Annotated in this window: 14 protein-coding genes; 11 read left to right on the forward strand and 3 right to left on the reverse strand. The window is 55.8% G+C overall.

Going from position 1 to position 17371, the window contains the following annotated elements:
- The first annotated feature begins 64 nt into the window (after positions 1-64).
- Positions 65-277: a hypothetical protein gene (locus tag BMZ81_RS13895; RefSeq protein ID WP_143072751.1), complete on the forward strand. Its 213-nt coding sequence runs from the start codon at positions 65-67 to the stop codon at positions 275-277.
- A gap of 37 nt (positions 278-314) precedes the next feature.
- Here the strand turns inward: BMZ81_RS13895 and BMZ81_RS07525 are convergent, their stop codons facing one another.
- Together BMZ81_RS07525 and ftsH are read right to left on the reverse strand one after the other, a co-directional pair.
- Complete coding sequence (locus BMZ81_RS07525) at positions 315-833, reverse strand: GNAT family N-acetyltransferase (protein ID WP_177187241.1); 519 nt, start codon at positions 831-833, stop codon at positions 315-317.
- A 78-nt stretch (positions 834-911) separates the two neighbouring features.
- Entirely contained in the window at positions 912-3101 is a 2190-nt protein-coding gene (ftsH, locus tag BMZ81_RS07530; RefSeq protein WP_091130473.1) for an ATP-dependent zinc metalloprotease FtsH, read from the reverse strand.
- A 206-nt stretch (positions 3102-3307) separates the two neighbouring features.
- Here ftsH and rlmB point away from each other — a divergent pair, with 206 nt between their 5' ends.
- From rlmB to BMZ81_RS07555, 5 genes are all read left to right on the forward strand, one after another.
- Complete coding sequence (gene rlmB / locus BMZ81_RS07535) at positions 3308-4087, forward strand: 23S rRNA (guanosine(2251)-2'-O)-methyltransferase RlmB (RefSeq protein ID WP_091130474.1); 780 nt, start codon at positions 3308-3310, stop codon at positions 4085-4087.
- Between the two features lie 24 nt (positions 4088-4111).
- Positions 4112-6280, forward strand: a complete 2169-nt coding sequence (locus BMZ81_RS07540) for a hypothetical protein (RefSeq protein WP_091130477.1) — start codon at positions 4112-4114, stop codon at positions 6278-6280.
- A 231-nt stretch (positions 6281-6511) separates the two neighbouring features.
- The gene (locus tag BMZ81_RS07545) at positions 6512-8587 is read left to right on the forward strand and encodes an elongation factor G (protein WP_091130478.1); all 2076 of its coding nucleotides are present in this window, start codon (positions 6512-6514) and stop codon (positions 8585-8587) included.
- Positions 8588-8807: 220 nt separating this feature from the next.
- Complete coding sequence (locus BMZ81_RS07550) at positions 8808-9353, forward strand: NADH peroxidase (protein WP_091130481.1); 546 nt, start codon at positions 8808-8810, stop codon at positions 9351-9353.
- A gap of 197 nt (positions 9354-9550) precedes the next feature.
- Positions 9551-10207 carry an HAD hydrolase-like protein gene (locus BMZ81_RS07555; RefSeq protein WP_091130482.1) on the forward strand — a complete coding sequence of 219 codons (657 nt, stop codon included), beginning with the start codon at positions 9551-9553 and terminating at the stop codon, positions 10205-10207.
- A gap of 61 nt (positions 10208-10268) precedes the next feature.
- Here the strand turns inward: BMZ81_RS07555 and BMZ81_RS07560 are convergent, their stop codons facing one another.
- Positions 10269-11549 carry a S1C family serine protease gene (locus tag BMZ81_RS07560; RefSeq protein WP_091130485.1) on the reverse strand — a complete coding sequence of 427 codons (1281 nt, stop codon included), beginning with the start codon at positions 11547-11549 and terminating at the stop codon, positions 10269-10271.
- A gap of 192 nt (positions 11550-11741) precedes the next feature.
- On the opposite strand from BMZ81_RS07560, the gene BMZ81_RS07565 reads away from it, so the two are divergent.
- From BMZ81_RS07565 to BMZ81_RS07585, 5 genes are all read left to right on the forward strand, one after another.
- A complete protein-coding gene (locus BMZ81_RS07565; protein ID WP_091130489.1) occupies positions 11742-12737 on the forward strand; it encodes an MBL fold metallo-hydrolase in 996 nt (331 codons plus the stop codon).
- Between the two features lie 20 nt (positions 12738-12757).
- Positions 12758-13423 (forward strand): deoxyribose-phosphate aldolase, encoded by a 666-nt coding sequence (deoC, locus tag BMZ81_RS07570; protein ID WP_091130491.1) that lies wholly within the window; start codon positions 12758-12760, stop codon positions 13421-13423.
- A 36-nt stretch (positions 13424-13459) separates the two neighbouring features.
- Entirely contained in the window at positions 13460-14176 is a 717-nt protein-coding gene (deoD, locus tag BMZ81_RS07575; RefSeq protein WP_091130493.1) for a purine-nucleoside phosphorylase, read from the forward strand.
- 193 nt (positions 14177-14369) lie between these two features.
- Complete coding sequence (locus tag BMZ81_RS07580) at positions 14370-15569, forward strand: BMP family lipoprotein (protein ID WP_091130495.1); 1200 nt, start codon at positions 14370-14372, stop codon at positions 15567-15569.
- Positions 15570-15859: 290 nt separating this feature from the next.
- Entirely contained in the window at positions 15860-17368 is a 1509-nt protein-coding gene (locus tag BMZ81_RS07585) for an ABC transporter ATP-binding protein (RefSeq protein ID WP_091130611.1), read from the forward strand.
- Positions 17369-17371: the final 3 nt, after the last annotated feature.

Consider the following 17371-nt stretch of genomic DNA (forward strand, 5'->3'; position numbering starts at 1 on the left):
AAACGGAACTGCTATAGGAACAGTCATTGCCTGCTCAGCCATTCCAAAAAAGGGAGCAGATTTTTTGCCGAAGCAGGGACGGTATGACTTGGCGAGAGGAACTGTGGGAAAACAGAGTTTGCGGTTCGGCATCCCGCTGACTCCCTCGAATCCTCTCCGGGCCATTTTTAGTATGATGGCCCGTGGGCCTCTGGCAGGCGCCACTACCATGTTGGTGACGAAGTCCACCGACTTTTTAATCGGTATGTTCAACGGCATGAAGGCAATGCACGCCTAAGAGGCTGAGGCCAATTGGAGTGGTACAGACCACACGATCAGAGCGCTTTCTCGTAGCAGTTCAGGTTCTCCCGGACGAAGCCCTGGAAAAAGAATTCCGTCACGCCGGCATAACGGTACCCCAGGGAGGGATACAGCCGGTTGGCGGGAACATTATGCTCCCAGGTATCCAGCCGGATAACGGTCTTCCCCTGACGGCGGAACTCCGCCTCGCAGAAGGCAACCATCTCCCGTGCGTGGCCGCGGCCCGCCTGGGCGGGATGGATGCAAAGGGTGTGAATCACACCCACTTGGCACTCTGCTGCGGGAATGGACCATGGAATGACGGAATATTCCGGCAATTGCTCTCCATTCAGGTTCACCACGCCCCATACGGCATTCCTGTCCTCTCCTACATATAGGGTTATGGCCTCCAGGGCCTGTCGGGCAGTTTCCTCTGTGGGGTATTTTCCGCGCTGCCAGTTGGTATAGACGGGGCCGGATTCCTCCTGATCCAAAATGGCGTCGTAAATGCTGGTAATGAAAGGCAAATCGGCGCTGGTAGCGAGGCGAATCATAAAAGGCTCCTTTCTGATTTGGTATGCCTGCATGTCAAAAAGAAGGGCGCACCGGATATCCGGTGCGCCCTCTCTGCTTTACTGGAGACTCTCATCGTCATCAGCAGACTGCGGCGCCTCTGCCGGAGTGGACTCCGGCTGCTGCAGGGGTGTTTCTGAGGCCTCCTGCTTCTCCGCTTCCTCCGGCGCCTCGATCTTCTGAGAGATCATATGCACCTTTTTCGCCGCCGGCTCAATTTCGGGGGAACGGCGGTCAGTGGAGGCATAGGCGTCCTCTACCGTGGAGGGATCCCGGCCCTCAATAATGGCCACCATCTCACCACCGGTAATGGTTTCTTTTTCCAGGAGATAAGCCACGACCTTGTCCATATCCTCCCGGCAGGAGTCCAGAATTTCCACGGCGGTTTGATAGCACTGGTCCAGAATCTCCTTTACGGCCTTGTCCATGGCCGCCGCAGTGTCCTGGGCACAGTCCATGCCGTAACCGCCGTCCAGATACTGATTTCTCCGGGAGGCCAGAGCCATCATGCCGAACTCATCACTCATACCGAACATGGCCACCATGTTCCGGGCGATGTTTGTGGCCTCCTGGATGTCCTGGGATGCGCCGTTGGTCATGGTGTGCATCACCACTTCTTCGGCGGCCCGGCCACCCATGGAGACAGCGATTTTCGCCATCAGCTCATCGCGGGTGCGCAACTCCGTCTTGTCCTCTTCAGGCATCAGCAAGGTATAACCCAAGGCACCCTGGGTATGGGGGACAATGGTGATTTTCTGCACCGGTTCCGTGTTCTTCTGCTTATAGGCAACCATGGCATGGCCCACTTCATGGTATGCCACCAGCTTTTTCTCAAATTCCGTCAGGACGCTGCCCTTCTTCTCTGTACCGGCGATAACCAGCTCAAAGGCGGCCAGCAGATCCTCCTGCGTCACGAGCTTGCGTCCCTTACGGACGGCGCGCAAGGCCGCTTCATTCACCAGGTTTGCAAGGTCGGCACCCACGCATCCGGCGGTGGCCAAAGCAACCTTTTTCAGATTGACATCCTCCGCCAGACGGATATTCCGGGTGTGAACCTGAAGCGTTGCAATCCGGCCCGCCAGATTGGGACGGTCAATGGTAATGCGCCGGTCAAACCGGCCGGGGCGCAGCAATGCCTGGTCCAGCACTTCAGGCCGGTTGGTGGCGGCCAGCAGAATAACGCCCTTGGTGGGGTCAAAGCCGTCCATTTCCGCAAGCAGCTGGTTCAGGGTCTGCTCTCGTTCGTCGTTGCCGCCCATACGGTTGTCGCGGGACTTGCCGATGGTGTCAATCTCGTCGATGAAAACGATACAGGGAGCCACCTTGGCGGCCTCCTTGAAGAGATCGCGGACACGGGAGGCACCCACACCCACAAACATCTCTACAAAGTCGGATCCGGAGATGGAGAAGAAGGGGACGTTCGCCTCGCCCGCCACAGCCTTGGCCAGCAGGGTTTTGCCGGTGCCCGGAGGGCCGACCAGAAGCGCACCCTTGGGAAGCTTTGCGCCGATCTCCGTGTATTTCTGGGGATTGTGAAGGAAGTCGATGATCTCCGTCAGAGATTCTTTGGCCTCGTCCTGTCCAGCCACGTCCCGGAAGGTGACGCCGGTGGACTTCTCCATATACACTTTGGCGTTGGCCTTGCCGACGCCGCCAATACCGCCCATGCCGCCCATGCCGCCTTTTTTGGCCATCCAGCGCATCAGCAGGGAGAAGGTCAGCATGATGATGACAAAGGGCACCACATAGCTGATCAGTGCGCCCAGCAGAGGACTGACGGGCGGCTGGTAGTCCTCATTGTACTTTGCATCGCCGTTTTCTTCCAGAAAGGCGATGACTGTGTCGTTGGTTTCCAGCTGAACAGTAAACAGCCGCAGGCTGATGGTGTTCTCCTGCCCGGACTGGTCGGTATAGCTGTATACCGCGTTGCCATCCTTGTCGGTGCCCTTGGTATAGCGCACACCGTCCGCACCGGTGTAGACATAGCCGTCCTTGGGCGTGATGATCAAGATGTCCTCAGCATTGTCGAAATCCACCATGGCCACCTGGTCCTGCTTGGCCATGTTCTTGAATTCGCTGTACTCCAGGGCTACGGAAGAGGACTGGTGGCCGGCGCTGTTCCAATAGGTGCCAGCATAGCTGAGAATAATGGTCAGCAGCAGTGCCCAGCATACCAGCGAGACAATCCCCCGCCAGTTTCCGTTGTTTTTGCCGCCGTTTGCATTTTTTTTCGGATCGTTTTGACTCATGTATGGAACTCCTTTCGGTAGAAAGGCCTGAAAAATAAAAAGGCAACTCTCAAAATTACTTGGAAGTATACCACAGAAGCCGCAAACTCACAAGGAGAAGGGAGGCTTTTTTCATGAAATTTCTGTGAATTCCACTTTATTGTATCCATTTCCTATGGTATACTAACAAAGAATATGCAACAAAATCTTCTGACAAGGGAGAACGTATGGACGAACAGAGAAAACAGAACCTGACTGCGGAGGCGGACGGCATTATTGAAGGACGCAATGCTGTGATTGAAGCGCTGCGGGCAGGGGAGCAGATTGATAAAATTTACCTCCAGAAGGGGGAGACCGATAAGACCTTGGGCCACATTGCGTCCAAGGCACGCGCGGCTGGAATTGTCGTGGTGGAGGCAGACCGGCGGAAGCTGGATGGTATGAGCCGCACCCATGCGCACCAGGGAGTCATTGCGCTGGCTGCCGTGCGGGAGTATGTCAGTGTGGAGAGCATTCTCCAGTCAGCGGCAGACAAGGGGGAGAAGCCCCTGCTGGTGGTGTGTGACGAGATCTCCGATCCGCACAACCTGGGCGCTATTATCCGTACAGCCGAATGCGCCGGCGCACACGGCATTGTGATTCCAAAGCGCCGAAGCGCGGGCCTTACTGCCGTGGTGGCTAAGACCTCTGCGGGTGCGGTGGCCCATATACCGGTGGCCCGGGTGCCCAATATCCCGACACTGCTGAAGGAACTGAAAAAGCAAGGGGTCTGGGTGTTTGGAACAGCAGCAGACGGAAATACCAACCTGTATCGTGCGGATTTGAAGGGCCCAGCCGCCATCGTGATTGGCAGTGAGGGCGACGGTATGACCCGCCTGGCTGCGGAGAGTTGCGACTTTTTGGTGAGCATTCCCATGCAGGGGAAGATTAATTCCCTGAACGCTTCCGCGGCAGCGGCCATCTTGCTGTATGAGGCCGTGCGGCAGCGACTTGGATCAGTTGACTGAATTATAAATGGGTGAGGGAAATACATGGCGCCGAAAGACGGGAAAAGTGCATATGACTCTATAACCGGAACAGACGTGCCGGCGTCAGAGGTGGACTACTCGCTGGAGGAGATTCTGGCGGAATATGGCGGAGGGCGGGAAAAGCTGCTGCGGGAGGTAGAAGAAGCGGCAGATCCGGATGATATTGAGGCACCGCTGTTCCGCCGCCGGAGTGAAAAAACGCCGAATGAAGCATGCACGGCAGCTCCAGAAACGGGCGAAGAGAGCACTGGAGAGCCGGTGGAAATTCCAAAATCGGCAGAACCAGCGCCGGATAAAGACACCGGTGAGGACGCGGATCTGGAGGCAATCCTCCGTGAAGAGCTTCCAAAATCACCCCAGCCAATCTCTCTGGAGGAGGTGGTCGGCAGCACGGTAGACGCTGTGATGGAGGAAGAAGCTGAGGAGCCGCTGCTGAAAAGACCCAGGAGGGGATTGTTCTCCAGAAAAAGACTGGTGGAGACGGAGGAACTTTATCAGCGGCACGAGCCGGAGGAACCGGAAGAGGCAGCTCCGGAGCTGGAAGTGATTGGCCCGGAGCCGGAACTTGCAGACACGGCGGAGGACTTCAGGGAAGAATACCGCCGCAGAAAGCGGCCGCTGTCCGCAGCATTTTTCATCGCTTTGGTTCCGTGTGTCCTTATGGGAACGGAGGCCTATGGAGTCGCTCTTCCATTTTGGACAGGAAATCCTGCGGCCCAGACGTTGCTCCTGCTGGGGTGCCTGCTGCTGACAGCAGCCCTGACCTGGCAGGTGTTTGCCAAGGGCATCCGGATGCTGGCGAAAAAGCGCTGCACCGGAGAGTTGCTGATCGCGGTTTCCGCTGTCGTATCAGCAGCAGACTGCGCTGCAAGACTGCTGCTGCCTGGCCGCAGCGAGGCGATGCCTTACGCAGCCGTCAGCTGTATGGCCCTGGTATTTGCCCAGTGGGGCTGCACCCGGGAGAGCCGCGGAATGTATGATGCATTTCGAGCGGCAGCCATGGATCATGATCCGCCGTACTTGGTAACAGAGACGGAGAAGGGCGCCTGCAAACAATTGGGAGCGGTACCGGGATTTTACACGGCCGCCATGCGGGATGATGCGGTCACAACGTGGCAGACGGCGCTGCTGCCGGTAATTTTGATGGGTTCTCTGGTGTTTGCTGGACTAAGCTCTCTGGGCCAGGGCAGGGGAGCGGATTTCCTGTTGAATTGGTCTGCCATTTTATGCGGAGGGGCCGCATTTGCCCTGCCGCTGTGCTGGGGGCTGCCGTGGTCTCATCTGGCGGCACACCTGCAAAAGGCTGGCTGCGCTGTGGCGGGCTGGTTTGGTGCTGAGAAAATCAGCGGACGGAAGAGCATGATTCTGACAGACGCGGATCTGTTCCCCCCCGGGACTATTCAGCTCAATGGCGTAAAGGTCTTTGGAGAGGAACTGCCAAAGGCGGCCTCGTATGCAGCTACCTTGACCCGGTGCGCCGGGTGCGGCCTGCACCGCTTGTTTGACGGCTTGCTGCGCAGTGAGTGCGGCAGCTATGAAACCGCGGATGATTTCAGCTTTTATGAGGAGGGCGGCTACTCCGCCAATATTCATGGAGAGACGGTGCTGCTGGGCACGGCTTCCTTTATGCGGAAGATGGAGGTGCGCCTTCCCGCGGGTATCAATTTGCGCACGGGTATTTTCCTGGCTGTAGACCGTCAGATCACAGCTGTATTTGCAGTGAAATACAACGCCTCGGAAAATGTGGACTTTGCCCTGCGGATGATGCGCCGCAGCCATATCACGCCTATCCTGGCGGCACGGGATCCGAATATTACTCCGGTACTGCTCAAACGAAAATTTCACAAGGGCGTAAAGGTGGAATACCCGGATCTCACCATTCGGGTAGCACTCAGTGAGGCGGAGCTGGACCGGGGACTGCCGCGGGCTCTGCTGTTCCGGGAGGGGTTGCTGCCCTATGCGGAGACGGTGGTTGGCAGCAGGCGGTTATGCAAAGCCGTCCGCCGTGCCGCAGCACTGTCTACCATCGGCAGTGTGGCGGGAACCCTGCTGGCGTTTTATTTGGTGTTTTTGGGATCTTACAGCCTGCTGACGCCGCTGGCCCTGCTGATATTTTCCTTGCTGTGGACGCTGCCGGTATTACTGATGGCGGACTGGACAGGCAGGTATTGAATCGTTCGAAGAAAAAGCGCGCGGAGTATGGGCTGATCCGTGCGCTTTTTTCTTTCTATGCGCGCAGATGACAAAATTTGATGTTGATTTTCGCCGCTCTTGCCCAAAATGGATAAGTTGCCAAAAAATTTGTTGTATTGCCAGGGCGGATGTTGTATAATTTCTACATTAGGCAGCGCCGGTTTGAACCGGAGTGTGCCGACAGCACCAAACATAAGGAGTGGAACGAACATGAGCTATTCAGTACAAAACATCCGCAACGTCTGTCTGCTGGGCCACAGCGGCAGCGGTAAGACCGCCCTGGCGGAGAGCCTGCTTTATATGACTGGCGCCACTGAGCGCATGGGACGCGGTCCTGACGGAAATACCGTCTGTGATTATGATCCGGAGGAGATCAAGCGCCAGATTTCCATTTCCACCGCTGTGGCACCATTGGAGTATAAGGGGTGCCGCATCAACGTGCTGGATACCCCGGGTGCATTTGATTTTGCCGGAGAGGTGATGGAGGCATTGCGGGCTGCCGACGCTGCCATTATCGTCTGCTCCGCTAAAGACGGAATTTCTGTTGGCCTGGAGAAGGCGTGGAAGTTCTGCGAGGAGCGGAATATGCCCCGTTTTATTTATATTTCCAAAACGGACGAGGAGAACAGCGATTACAACGAGACATTCAATGCCCTGCGGGAGCGCTTTGGCAATAAAATTGCCCCTGTGGTGGTTCCTATCTGGGATGAGAGCAAGCATGTCACCGGCATTATCGATGTGCTGAATAAGCGCGCCTATGAGATGCAGAACCTCAAACGCACAGAGATTGAGGTTCCTGAGGACAAGCTGGATGTCATTACAGAATTCAACGATGCCCTGAAGGAGTCTGTGGCGGAGACCAGCGAGGAGTTTATGGAAAAATTCTTCGGCGGTGAGGACTTTACCTATGCCGAGATGATCCAGGGCCTGCGCCAGGGCGTTCGGGAGAACAGCCTGTTCCCGGTGCTGTGCGGCTCTGCTGTGAATTGCATGGGTTCTTTGATGCTGATGGATAATATTGTGGATCTGCTGCCCAACCCCATGGAGGGGAACTACCACAAGGCCACAAAGTCCGACGGTGAAACAGAGGAGTTTGTGGTTTCTCCAGGCGGTGTGCCTACGGCATTCGTTTTCAAGACCATTTCCGACCAGTATGGCAAGTATTCATTTGTCAAAATTCTCTCCGGCAGCATTACGCCGGATATGCCAATGGTGAATGCCCGCACCGGCGCCCAGGAGAAATTGGGACGGCTGTACGTGATGCGGGGAAAGAAGGCCACCGAAGTTAAGGAATTGAGCTGTGGCGAGATTGGTGCCATTGGCAAGATGGATAAGGTCAAGACCGGAGATACCCTGTGCGACGCCCGGAAGGTGGTCGCCCTGAAGAATATCCCCTTTGCAGAACCCTGCTACTCGGTGGCCATTGTGCCAAAGACCCGGGGCCAGGAGGACAAGATTGCGCAGGGTTTGAACAAGCTGAATGAGGAAGATCTCACCTTCACTGTTACCAACAATGCTGAGACGCACCAGATGGTGCTCTCCGGATCCGGCGATATGCAAATCGACGTACTGGTGAGTAAGCTGAAAAGCCGCTTTAATGTAGAGGCAGAGCTGAAGCCCACCCGCGTGCCCTATCGGGAGAAGATTCGCAAGACGGTTCAAAAGCAGGGGCGCCATAAGAAGCAGACCGGCGGCAGCGGCCAGTTCGGCGATGTGTGGATCCGTTTTGAGCCCAATCCTGAGAGTGAGGAAATGGTCTTTGCTGAAGAGGTGTTCGGAGGCTCCGTGCCCCGCAACTTCTTCCCGGCAGTCGAAAAGGGTTTGCGGGAGGCCTGCATTCATGGCCCGCTGGCAGGCTATCCCATGGTGAATTTGAAGGCCGTGCTGTACGATGGATCTTATCATCCGGTGGATTCTTCTGAAATCGCGTTCAAAACCGCGGCGCAGTTGGCCTATAAGGCCGCCCTACCAGAGGCGAATCCCGTTTTGCTGGAGCCGGTGGGTGAGTTGAAGGTCACGGTACCTGACAACTATATGGGTGACGTGATCGGCGATCTGAACAAGCGCCGTGGTCGTGTGATGGGCATGGATCCCACCGATGACGGTGAGCAGATCATCACGGCCGAAGTGCCGATGGCCGAGATGGGCAGCTACGCGATTGACCTGCGGTCTATGACGCAGAGCCGCGGTGCATTTACCTTCCATTTTGTCCGTTACGAGGATTGCCCGCCCGCAGCCCAGGAAAAGGCCATTGCGGAGGCAAAGGCCCTGGCAGAGAAGGAATAAACCAAGCAGTCAGGCTGTCCGGAGAACATGTTCTCCGGTCAGTTTTACCGTTTGCGGTATTTGGTATTTTTAGTAGTTCTTGTAAAAATTTTTACTTTGTTGCATAAGCAACTACACAACATTAGCGAATCCTGTTATACTGAACCCATCCAAAGAGGACATAACATTTACAATAAAAACTGATGAAACGTTTGACAACATTGAAGGAGGATCATAAATTATGAAAAAGTGGATTTGCTCTGTTTGCGGTTATGTGTATGAGGGAGAGAATCCCCCTGAGAAGTGCCCTCAGTGCGGTGTTCCCGCTTCCAAGTTCACTGAGCAGAAGTCTGGCGAGATGACTTGGGCCGCCGAGCATGTTTTGGGTGTGGCACAGGGTTGCCCGGAGGAGATTCTGCAGGGCCTGCGCGATCATTTCAACGGCGAGTGCACCGAGGTTGGTATGTATCTGGCAATGGCCCGTGTTGCTCATCGCGAGGGTTATCCCGAGATCGGCCTGTATTGGGAAAAGGCTGCTTACGAGGAGGCCGAACATGCAGCCAAGTTCGCCGAATTGCTGGGCGAGGTTGTGACCGATTCCACCAAGAAGAACCTGGAGATGCGGGTGGAAGCTGAGAACGGCGCTACCGCCGGCAAGTTTGAAATTGCCAAGATGGCAAAAGCTGCCGGTCTGGATGCCATCCACGATACCGTGCATGAAATGGCAAGGGACGAGGCCCGCCACGGCAAGGCGTTCAAGGGCTTGCTGGAGCGTTATTTCGGCTGAGAAAACGTACATCAAAGGGACGAGGCATCGCCTCGTCCCTTTTTTTGAGGATTCTGCCCACCTGCCTTTTCATTGTCAGCTTCTTAAGAAAGACACTGCGGTTTTGCGGCTGATAAACCATCAGAAAAGGTGAAACACCTCTTGCGGAGGGGGCGGAGACATGATAAAATTCCTCCGTATAGCAAAGGAGAGACGCTATGTATCACTATATCTTTTTTGATCTGGACGGCACCCTGACTGATTCCAAGGAGGGGATTTTAAATTGCCTGCGCTACGCTCTGGAAAAACTGGAAGAGCCGGTGCCCGAGGAAGCAGTGCTTATCAAATTTATTGGGCCGCCGCTGCAGGACTCCTTCATGCGCTATTGCGGTTTTGACGAAGACAAAGCCACTCGGGCTGTTGAATTATTCCGGGAGAGATATGCACCCATTGGCAAGTTTGAAAATGCGGCGGCACCTGGAATGCCGGAGCTGTGCAGGCGTCTGAAGGAGCAGGGGTATATTTTGGCGCTGTCCTCCTCCAAGCCAGAGGAAATGTGTGTTCCCATCTGCGAAAAGTTCGGGTTTGCACCCGCGATGGAAACCATTACCGGCAGCCCGCCTCTGGGGGATTGGCAGAAGGAGAATGTGATTCGGGAGACGATGCGCCGCCTCGGTCTGACAGATACGGACACCCCCAAAATTTTGATGGTGGGGGATCGGAAGTTTGACGTTTTGGGTGCGCGTGCCTGCGGCATCGATTGCGTGGGCGTGGAGTTTTTCGGATATGCAGGTCCTGGAGAGCTGGCGGAAGCGGGCGCCATAGCGGTTGTGAAAAGCGCAGAAGAGCTGGAACGCTTTTTAAAAAGTCATTAAAAAATGGACGTCCAACCGGACGTCCATTTTTCTGTTTATTCAAGAAGCGTGCCGCGCGGTATTATGTCGCTGTACCTGAGGCCAAATCCGCCAATGTCCAACCCGCTGCCGTCAGGTCGGCCTCCATGACAGGGTTGACGGGAACAGCCAAGTACATGCTGTTGCCATATGTATATGCGCCGGAAGTAACGGCTACCACCTGGCCAAAGGTATTCAGAAGGGCGCCGCCGCTGCTGCCGCGGGAAATATCGGCGGTGCTCATCACGCAGGGCAGTTCATACCGTTCCACTGTTCTGGCGGGATCGCTGACAATGCCGGAACTGACCGCCAGACCGAGCCCAAGCGGATTGCCAAGGGCGTACACAGTGTCACCGGCCCGGAGATCATTGGTACCAACCAGTTCCAAATAAGCAAAGGCGGAAGTGGGGATGCGGTCAGTAGAAGTTTTGGAGATTCGCAGCACTGCGATATCAATTTCCTCGTCATAGAAAAGAACCCGTTCCACTGGATAGGTTTCCCCAGTCGACAGCGTGGCGGTGGCATAGACGGAATCCTCAATGGAGTGGTAGTTCGTGACAGCCAAGCCGTCGGCAGAGATAAAGAAGCCGCTGGCATCGGAGGTGTGCGTCTTTTTGTCCACATCCTCCTGTGTTTCATAGGCCTGGAGACAAAAGACTGCGGACAGGTGCCGTTCTGCGGCCTGGCGGGCGGAGAGCTCTGTGTTTAAAAGACCCAATGCATTTGCAGCCGCTCTGGATACAGCTCCGGTTTCCACCAAATGCCCGATGACTGTACTGCTGCCGTCCCTGTAGGAAAAGGAAAGGGCGCCTGCGGCAGTTTCGAACAGATCCCCCCGGGTGAGGGTGCCGCTGTATAAATCCGATACCAAACCAATCCGCTGGGCAAAGGCTGGGGCGCCATCTACGGTAAAGTCGCCGTCTTTATCACTGTAGCCCAGCATCCGCAGCAAAAAGGTACACCAGGCATTGGCGGTGATGACCTGGTCCGGTTTAAAGTCCATCTGGGTCACGCCATTGACCCAATTTTTCTGAGAGGCATAGCCCACCGCGGAGGCGGCCCAAGCGGGCACATCCCGAAAGCCGGGGATCCCGTGGCTGGATGTGGCCTCCCCGCCCGCCAGCCGAACCAGAAGCACTACGGCTTGGGCACGGGTGGCTGGTTCCTCCAGAGCGTAGCTTCCCGGGGCGGTTCCGTTTACCAGCCCAAGCGTGTGCAGGGTATCTGCTGCGCGAAGCGCTTCTCCCTCCAGCGCAGAGGAAAAAGGGGCGGTACTGGCCAGCAGAGTCAGAACGCATAGAAACGCAAAGAGTCTTTTTTTCATGTGGGGTGCCTCCGAAGATGTTTAGAATAATCCTGCCGCGCATTGCGGAACAGGGACGGGCTGCATGATGTGGGAACCAATGCCACCTATTGTAACACTGCCGGGAAACCTTGGCAAGAGACTGCCGGCTGCTGGACAGCATCGGAAAAACCTGATACAATACAGCCATGTTTTGAGAGAAAGGAAACGGGAATGGCAAACCGCATTGCAAAAAATCTCTGGCAATTGGAGATTCCCCTGGTTGGAAACCCGCTGAAAAATTTGAACAGCTACCTCATCACCGGGGAGAGAAATTTGCTGATTGATACCGGCTTTCGCCAAGCGCCGTGCAGGGCGGCCATGCTGCAGCAGCTGCAGGAACTGGGAGTCGATCTGGATCGAACGGATATTTTTCTGACACACCTCCACAGCGATCACACAGGCCTGTCCACAGAGCTGATCCGGCCGGGCTGCCAAATTTATATCGGCGCCGTGGACGGCCCCAGGATGACGGGCTATCAGGATGGAGACCACTGGCGGGCACTGTATAGTGCGTATGTACAGGACGGCTTTTCTCAGGAGGAGATGGATGCCCTCTGGGACAGCAACCCTGCCCAGAATGCGGGACCGCGCCCATACAGCGGCTATGTGTACCTCCGGGATGGAGACACCTTGTCCTACGGCGGGCAGACACTGCGGTGCATTCTGACGCCGGGGCATACGCCGGGGCACCTGTGCCTGTATGCAGAGGAGGGGCGCTGGCTGTTCTCGGGGGATCATATCCTGTTTCACATCACACCCAATATCTGCCGCTGGGAGGGCGTACCGGATTCCCTGGGGGATTACCTCGACAGCCTTCAAAAAATACGGAATTTGCCGGTGGAGCTGCTTTTGCCGGCTCACCGGGCGGAAACCGGCAATCTGCAGGAGCGGGTGGACGCGCTGACGGCCCACCATATGCGCCGGATTTGGGATGCACTGCAGGCGGTGCGGCGGGAGCCGGAGCTGACCGCATACCAGGTGGCAGGCCGGATGGCCTGGAGTATCCGCAGCCGCAACTGGGCGGAATTTCCCCTGACACAAAAATTCTTCGCCGTGGGAGAGGCGCTTTCCCATCTGGATTACCTGGAGCGTCGTGGAAGGGTGACCCGGGTGGAAAAGAATGGAAAGTTTGTATATGTTGCCGCCCGCAATGGTGACAACAATTAAAAGTAGAGGAGAACACTGAAATGGAACTGAAAGACATTCTGAACAAGTGTGACCATACCCTTTTGGCCCAGACGGCTACCTGGGAAGAGATCAAGGGCATCTGTGATGATGGAATGAAGTACGGCTGCGCCAGCGTGTGCATTCCGGCCTCCTATGTGAAGCAGGCAGCAGAATATGTGGAGGGAAAGCTTCCCATTTGCACCGTTATCGGGTTCCCGAACGGTTATGACACCACTGCGGCCAAGTGCTTTATGGCGTCTGATGCTGTGGAGAACGGCGCGGAGGAAGTGGACATGGTGATCAACATGGGCTGGGTGAAGGATCAAAAGTGGGAGGATCTGCTGGCGGAAATCAAGGCCGTGAAGGCGGCGTGCAAGGGAAAGCTCCTGAAGGTCATCATTGAGTGCTGCTTCCTTACGGATGCGGAGAAAATCAAGATGTGCGAACTTGTAACGGCTTCTGGCGCAGATTATATCAAGACATCCACCGGCTTTGGAACCGGCGGCGCTACCCGGGGGGATGTAGCTCTGTTTGCCAAGCATGTTGGTCCCCAGGTGAAAATCAAAGCAGCGGGCGGTATCGCCGATTTGAAGGACGCAGAGGACTTTATTCGGCTGGGAGCTTCCCGTCTGGGCACCAGCCGGGTAGTCAAGGCCGTGAAAGGGATGGAGAGCACTGGATATTGAGTGAACAAAACCGCTTTTGAGAAAGGATGCGATCAAATGTCCACACCGCATAATGAGGCGCTTCAGGGCGCATTCGCAAAAACGGTCCTGATGCCAGGGGATCCTCTGCGGGCCAGGTTTATTGCGGAGACCTTTTTGCAGGATGCCGAACTTGTAAACAACGTCCGGGGCATTCAGGGCTATACCGGAAGGTATCAGGGTGTTTCCGTGTCCGTCATGGCTTCCGGCATGGGCATTCCTTCCATCGGCATATACTCCCACGAACTGTTCCACGTTTACGACGTGGACAATATCATCCGCGTGGGAAGTGCCGGTGCCATTTCCCCAAAGCTGAAGCTTCGGGATGTGGTGATGGCGCAGGGCGCCTGCACAGACTCCAATTACGCCCACCAGTATGGACTACCGGGGACCTTTGCGCCAATTGCGGATTTTATGCTGCTGGAGACGGCGGTGGCAGTGGCCCGCCGGATGGGCATAGAGCCGCCGGTTGGGAATCTGCTCAGCTCCGATGTCTTTTACAACAAGGCGGGCAATACGCTGGACTGGGGGGCAATGGGCGTGCTGGCCATCGAGATGGAGACGGCGGCCCTTTACTGCAACGCCGCTGAGGCGGGCAGGCGGGCGCTGACCATCTGCACCGTGTCCGACAGCCTGGTAACAGGGGAGGAGCTGCCTCCCGCAGAGCGGCAGACCAGCTTTACCCAAATGATGGAGATTGCCCTGGGCGTTGCAGTGGAACTTGCAAAAAAGTGAAAAAAACGATGGAAATTAGGATTTTTATCCAATAAAAGGACTCATTTCTGTTTCAACAAAAATATGACAAAACAGAAAACAATTGTGAAATCCGGTTGAAATCATGGTAAAGAATTGCTATAATGAGCCTGACCTTGAAAGGTCAGGCTCTCCGCTTTTGCGGAGACGAAAAAATGGAAGGAAGGTAATTCCAATGAAGAAGTTTCTTGCACTGGCTCTGGCATTGGTCATGTCCCTGTCCCTGGTTGCCTGCGGCGGCAACAGTGGTACGACCGAGCCCGAGGACGGCGGCGATGAGGCTGCCGTTTACCGCGTGGCAATGATCACGGACTACGGCGATATCACCGACCAGTCCTTCAACCAGACCACATATGAGGCCTGCAAGGAGTACTGCGACGCCAACGGCCTGGATTTTGAGTATTTCAAGCCCGCCGGCGACTCCACGGCCGAGCGCGTGGCCATGGTGGAGAAGGCTGTGGACCAGGACTACAACGTGATTGTGATGCCCGGCTATGCCTTTGCCGGAACGATTGTGGAGACCCAGGATGTCTATCCCGATGTGACGTTCATCGGCCTGGACGTCTCTGAGTACGACATCGAGGACTGCTTCTACAACCACGATGCAGACGGCAATCGTACCGAACTGCTGGATGCTGCAAACGAACCCCACGTTGCCAGCAATGTTTACTGCGCGGTCTATCAGGAAGAGCTGTGCGGCTATATGGCCGGTTACGCAGCAGTGAAGCTGGGCTATACCCACCTGGGCTTCCTGGGCGGCATGGCGGTTCCCGCCGTGCAGCGCTATGGCTACGGTTTCGTGCAGGGTGCTGATGCCGCTGCGGCTGAGACCGGCGCGGACGTGAAGGTGGAATATGTGTATGGCAACCAGTTCTTTGGCGACGCTGACATCACCGCTTACATGGATACCTGGTATCAGACTGTGGGCGTGGAAGTTGTCTTTGCCTGCGGCGGCGGCATCTATGCTTCTGCGGCTGAGGCTGCGGCCAAGGTTGAGGGCGCCAAGGTCATCGGCGTGGACGTGGACCAGGCTGCCATTATCGACGGCGATTACGGCGAGGGCATGACGGTCACTTCCGCCATGAAGGGCCTTGCTCCCACCGTCAAGCACATGCTGGAAGAGGTTCAGAAGGGCAACTTTGCCAACTACGGCGGTAAGGTGGAGTCCCTGGGCCTGGTGTCCGGCGATGATCCCGCGTCCAACTATGTCCAGATCCCCATGGAGACCACACAGTGGGGCGACGGTTTCAGCCAAGATGATTACAAGGCCCTGGTGAAGGCTATGTTCGACGGTTCCGTCACTGTGTCCAGCGACATCAGCGCGGAGCCCGCTGTGACGACTGCCGCAGTGACCTATTACGGCAACATCAAGTAATTCCACACAGGCGTCAAAGAGGACGGGGTTCCCCGTCCTCTTTTTTTGGACGATCTGGGAGATTTGTTTAAAATACATCAAGATTGCTTTGAAATGTACGCGGAAATATAGTACAATAGGAATCATCATAAGGATCACCGCTGCAACGGCAGACATTTCCTCCGACACAGTCTGCCGCCCGCCGTGGCTGGAAAAATGATGGATCGTGTTCCTGCTGCCTGCGAGGCCAGGGACGCATCTTCAAATGAAAGGGGAGGTCGTTAAGCTTGGAGCAGTCTTATGCCATTGAAATGCTTAACATCACCAAACGGTTCCCGGGCATCATTGCCAACGACAACATCACACTGCAGCTGCGTAAGGGGGAGATCCATGCCCTGCTGGGTGAGAACGGCGCGGGAAAATCCACCTTGATGAGCGTCCTGTTCGGCCTGTATCGGCCGGAGGAGGGCACCATTAAGAAAAACGGGGAAATTGTGGAAATCAAGGATCCCAATGATGCAAATGCGCTTGGAATCGGCATGGTTCACCAGCACTTCAAGCTGGTGGAGTGCTTTACTGTTCTGGACAATATTATTATGGGTGTGGAACCTTGCCGGCACGGCTTTCTCCAGAAGGCGGAGGCACGGGAAAAGGTAGTGGCTCTCAGTGAGAAGTACGGGCTCCATGTGGATCCGGACGCGCTGGTGGAGGACATCACAGTGGGCATGCAGCAGCGCACCGAGATTTTGAAGATGCTGTACCGGGAAAATGAGATCCTGATTTTTGACGAGCCGACCGCTGTTCTGACGCCCCAGGAAATTGAAGAGCTGATGCAGATTATGCGCAACTTGGTGGCGGAGGGAAAGAGTATCCTTTTCATCTCCCACAAGCTCAACGAGATTATGTCCGTGGCTGACCGGTGCACTGTGCTGCGGAAAGGCAAATACATCGGTACGGTAGACATTGCAAACAGCTCCAGAGAGGAGCTCAGCCGGATGATGGTTGGCCGGGACGTGGACTTTGTAGTGCACAAGGGACCCTCCAAGCCTGGAGAGGTAATTCTGGATGTAGCACACATGACCGTGGCCTCTAAATCCCATGGGAACAATGCTGTCAAGGATGTTTCCTTTTGTGTTCGGGCTGGTGAGATTGTCTGCGTTGCCGGTATTGACGGCAATGGACAGACTGAACTGGTGTACGGTCTGACCGGTTTGGAGCCACTGAAGGAGGGGGCGCTTACCCTCTCCGGCCGGGATATCACCCATGCACAGATCCGCCAACGTTCCAGGATGGGAATGAGCCATATTCCAGAGGACCGGCATAAGCATGGCTTGGTGCTGGACTATACCTTGGAGGACAACATGGTACTCCAGCGCTACTTTGAACCGCAGTTTGTGAGTAAGGCTGGATTTTTGAAGCGTAAAGCCATCCGGGAGTATGCGCTCCGGCTGATCGAACAGTATGACGTCCGATCGGGCCAGGGACCTGTCACCGTGGCCCGCAGCATGTCCGGCGGCAACCAGCAGAAAGCGATTGTGGCCAGAGAAATTGACAAGGACCCGGAGCTGCTGATTGCTGTCCAGCCCACCCGGGGGTTGGATGTGGGCGCCATCGAGTATATCCACAAGCAGATTGTGGCGCAGCGGGATGCGGGAAAAGCTGTGCTGCTGGTGTCTTTGGAGCTGGATGAGGTGATGGCCCTTTCCGACCGGATCCTAGTCATGTATGAGGGAGAGATTGTGGGAGAGTTGGCTCCCAAGACCACCACTGTGGAAGAGATGGGTCTGTATATGGCGGGTGCCAAGCGAAAGGGGGCGTAACCG

The organism is Oscillibacter sp. PC13 (assembly GCF_900115635.1).
Classification (GTDB): Bacteria; Bacillota; Clostridia; order Oscillospirales; family Oscillospiraceae; genus Oscillibacter.

What these genes read in the sequence shown, in the direction of transcription:
- BMZ81_RS07525 (WP_177187241.1), bottom strand. Translation starts at nt 833, where the DNA reads ATGATTCGCCTCGCTACCAGCGCCGATTTGCCTTTCATTACCAGCATT.
- ftsH (WP_091130473.1), bottom strand. Translation starts at nt 3,101, where the DNA reads ATGAGTCAAAACGATCCGAAAAAAAATGCAAACGGCGGCAAAAACAAC.
- rlmB (WP_091130474.1), top strand. Translation starts at nt 3,308, where the DNA reads ATGGACGAACAGAGAAAACAGAACCTGACTGCGGAGGCGGACGGCATT.
- BMZ81_RS07540 (WP_091130477.1), top strand. Translation starts at nt 4,112, where the DNA reads ATGGCGCCGAAAGACGGGAAAAGTGCATATGACTCTATAACCGGAACA.
- BMZ81_RS07545 (WP_091130478.1), top strand. Translation starts at nt 6,512, where the DNA reads ATGAGCTATTCAGTACAAAACATCCGCAACGTCTGTCTGCTGGGCCAC.
- BMZ81_RS07550 (WP_091130481.1), top strand. Translation starts at nt 8,808, where the DNA reads ATGAAAAAGTGGATTTGCTCTGTTTGCGGTTATGTGTATGAGGGAGAG.
- BMZ81_RS07555 (WP_091130482.1), top strand. Translation starts at nt 9,551, where the DNA reads ATGTATCACTATATCTTTTTTGATCTGGACGGCACCCTGACTGATTCC.
- BMZ81_RS07560 (WP_091130485.1), bottom strand. Translation starts at nt 11,549, where the DNA reads ATGAAAAAAAGACTCTTTGCGTTTCTATGCGTTCTGACTCTGCTGGCC.
- BMZ81_RS07565 (WP_091130489.1), top strand. Translation starts at nt 11,742, where the DNA reads ATGGCAAACCGCATTGCAAAAAATCTCTGGCAATTGGAGATTCCCCTG.
- deoC (WP_091130491.1), top strand. Translation starts at nt 12,758, where the DNA reads ATGGAACTGAAAGACATTCTGAACAAGTGTGACCATACCCTTTTGGCC.
- deoD (WP_091130493.1), top strand. Translation starts at nt 13,460, where the DNA reads ATGTCCACACCGCATAATGAGGCGCTTCAGGGCGCATTCGCAAAAACG.
- BMZ81_RS07580 (WP_091130495.1), top strand. Translation starts at nt 14,370, where the DNA reads ATGAAGAAGTTTCTTGCACTGGCTCTGGCATTGGTCATGTCCCTGTCC.
- BMZ81_RS07585 (WP_091130611.1), top strand. Translation starts at nt 15,860, where the DNA reads ATGCTTAACATCACCAAACGGTTCCCGGGCATCATTGCCAACGACAAC.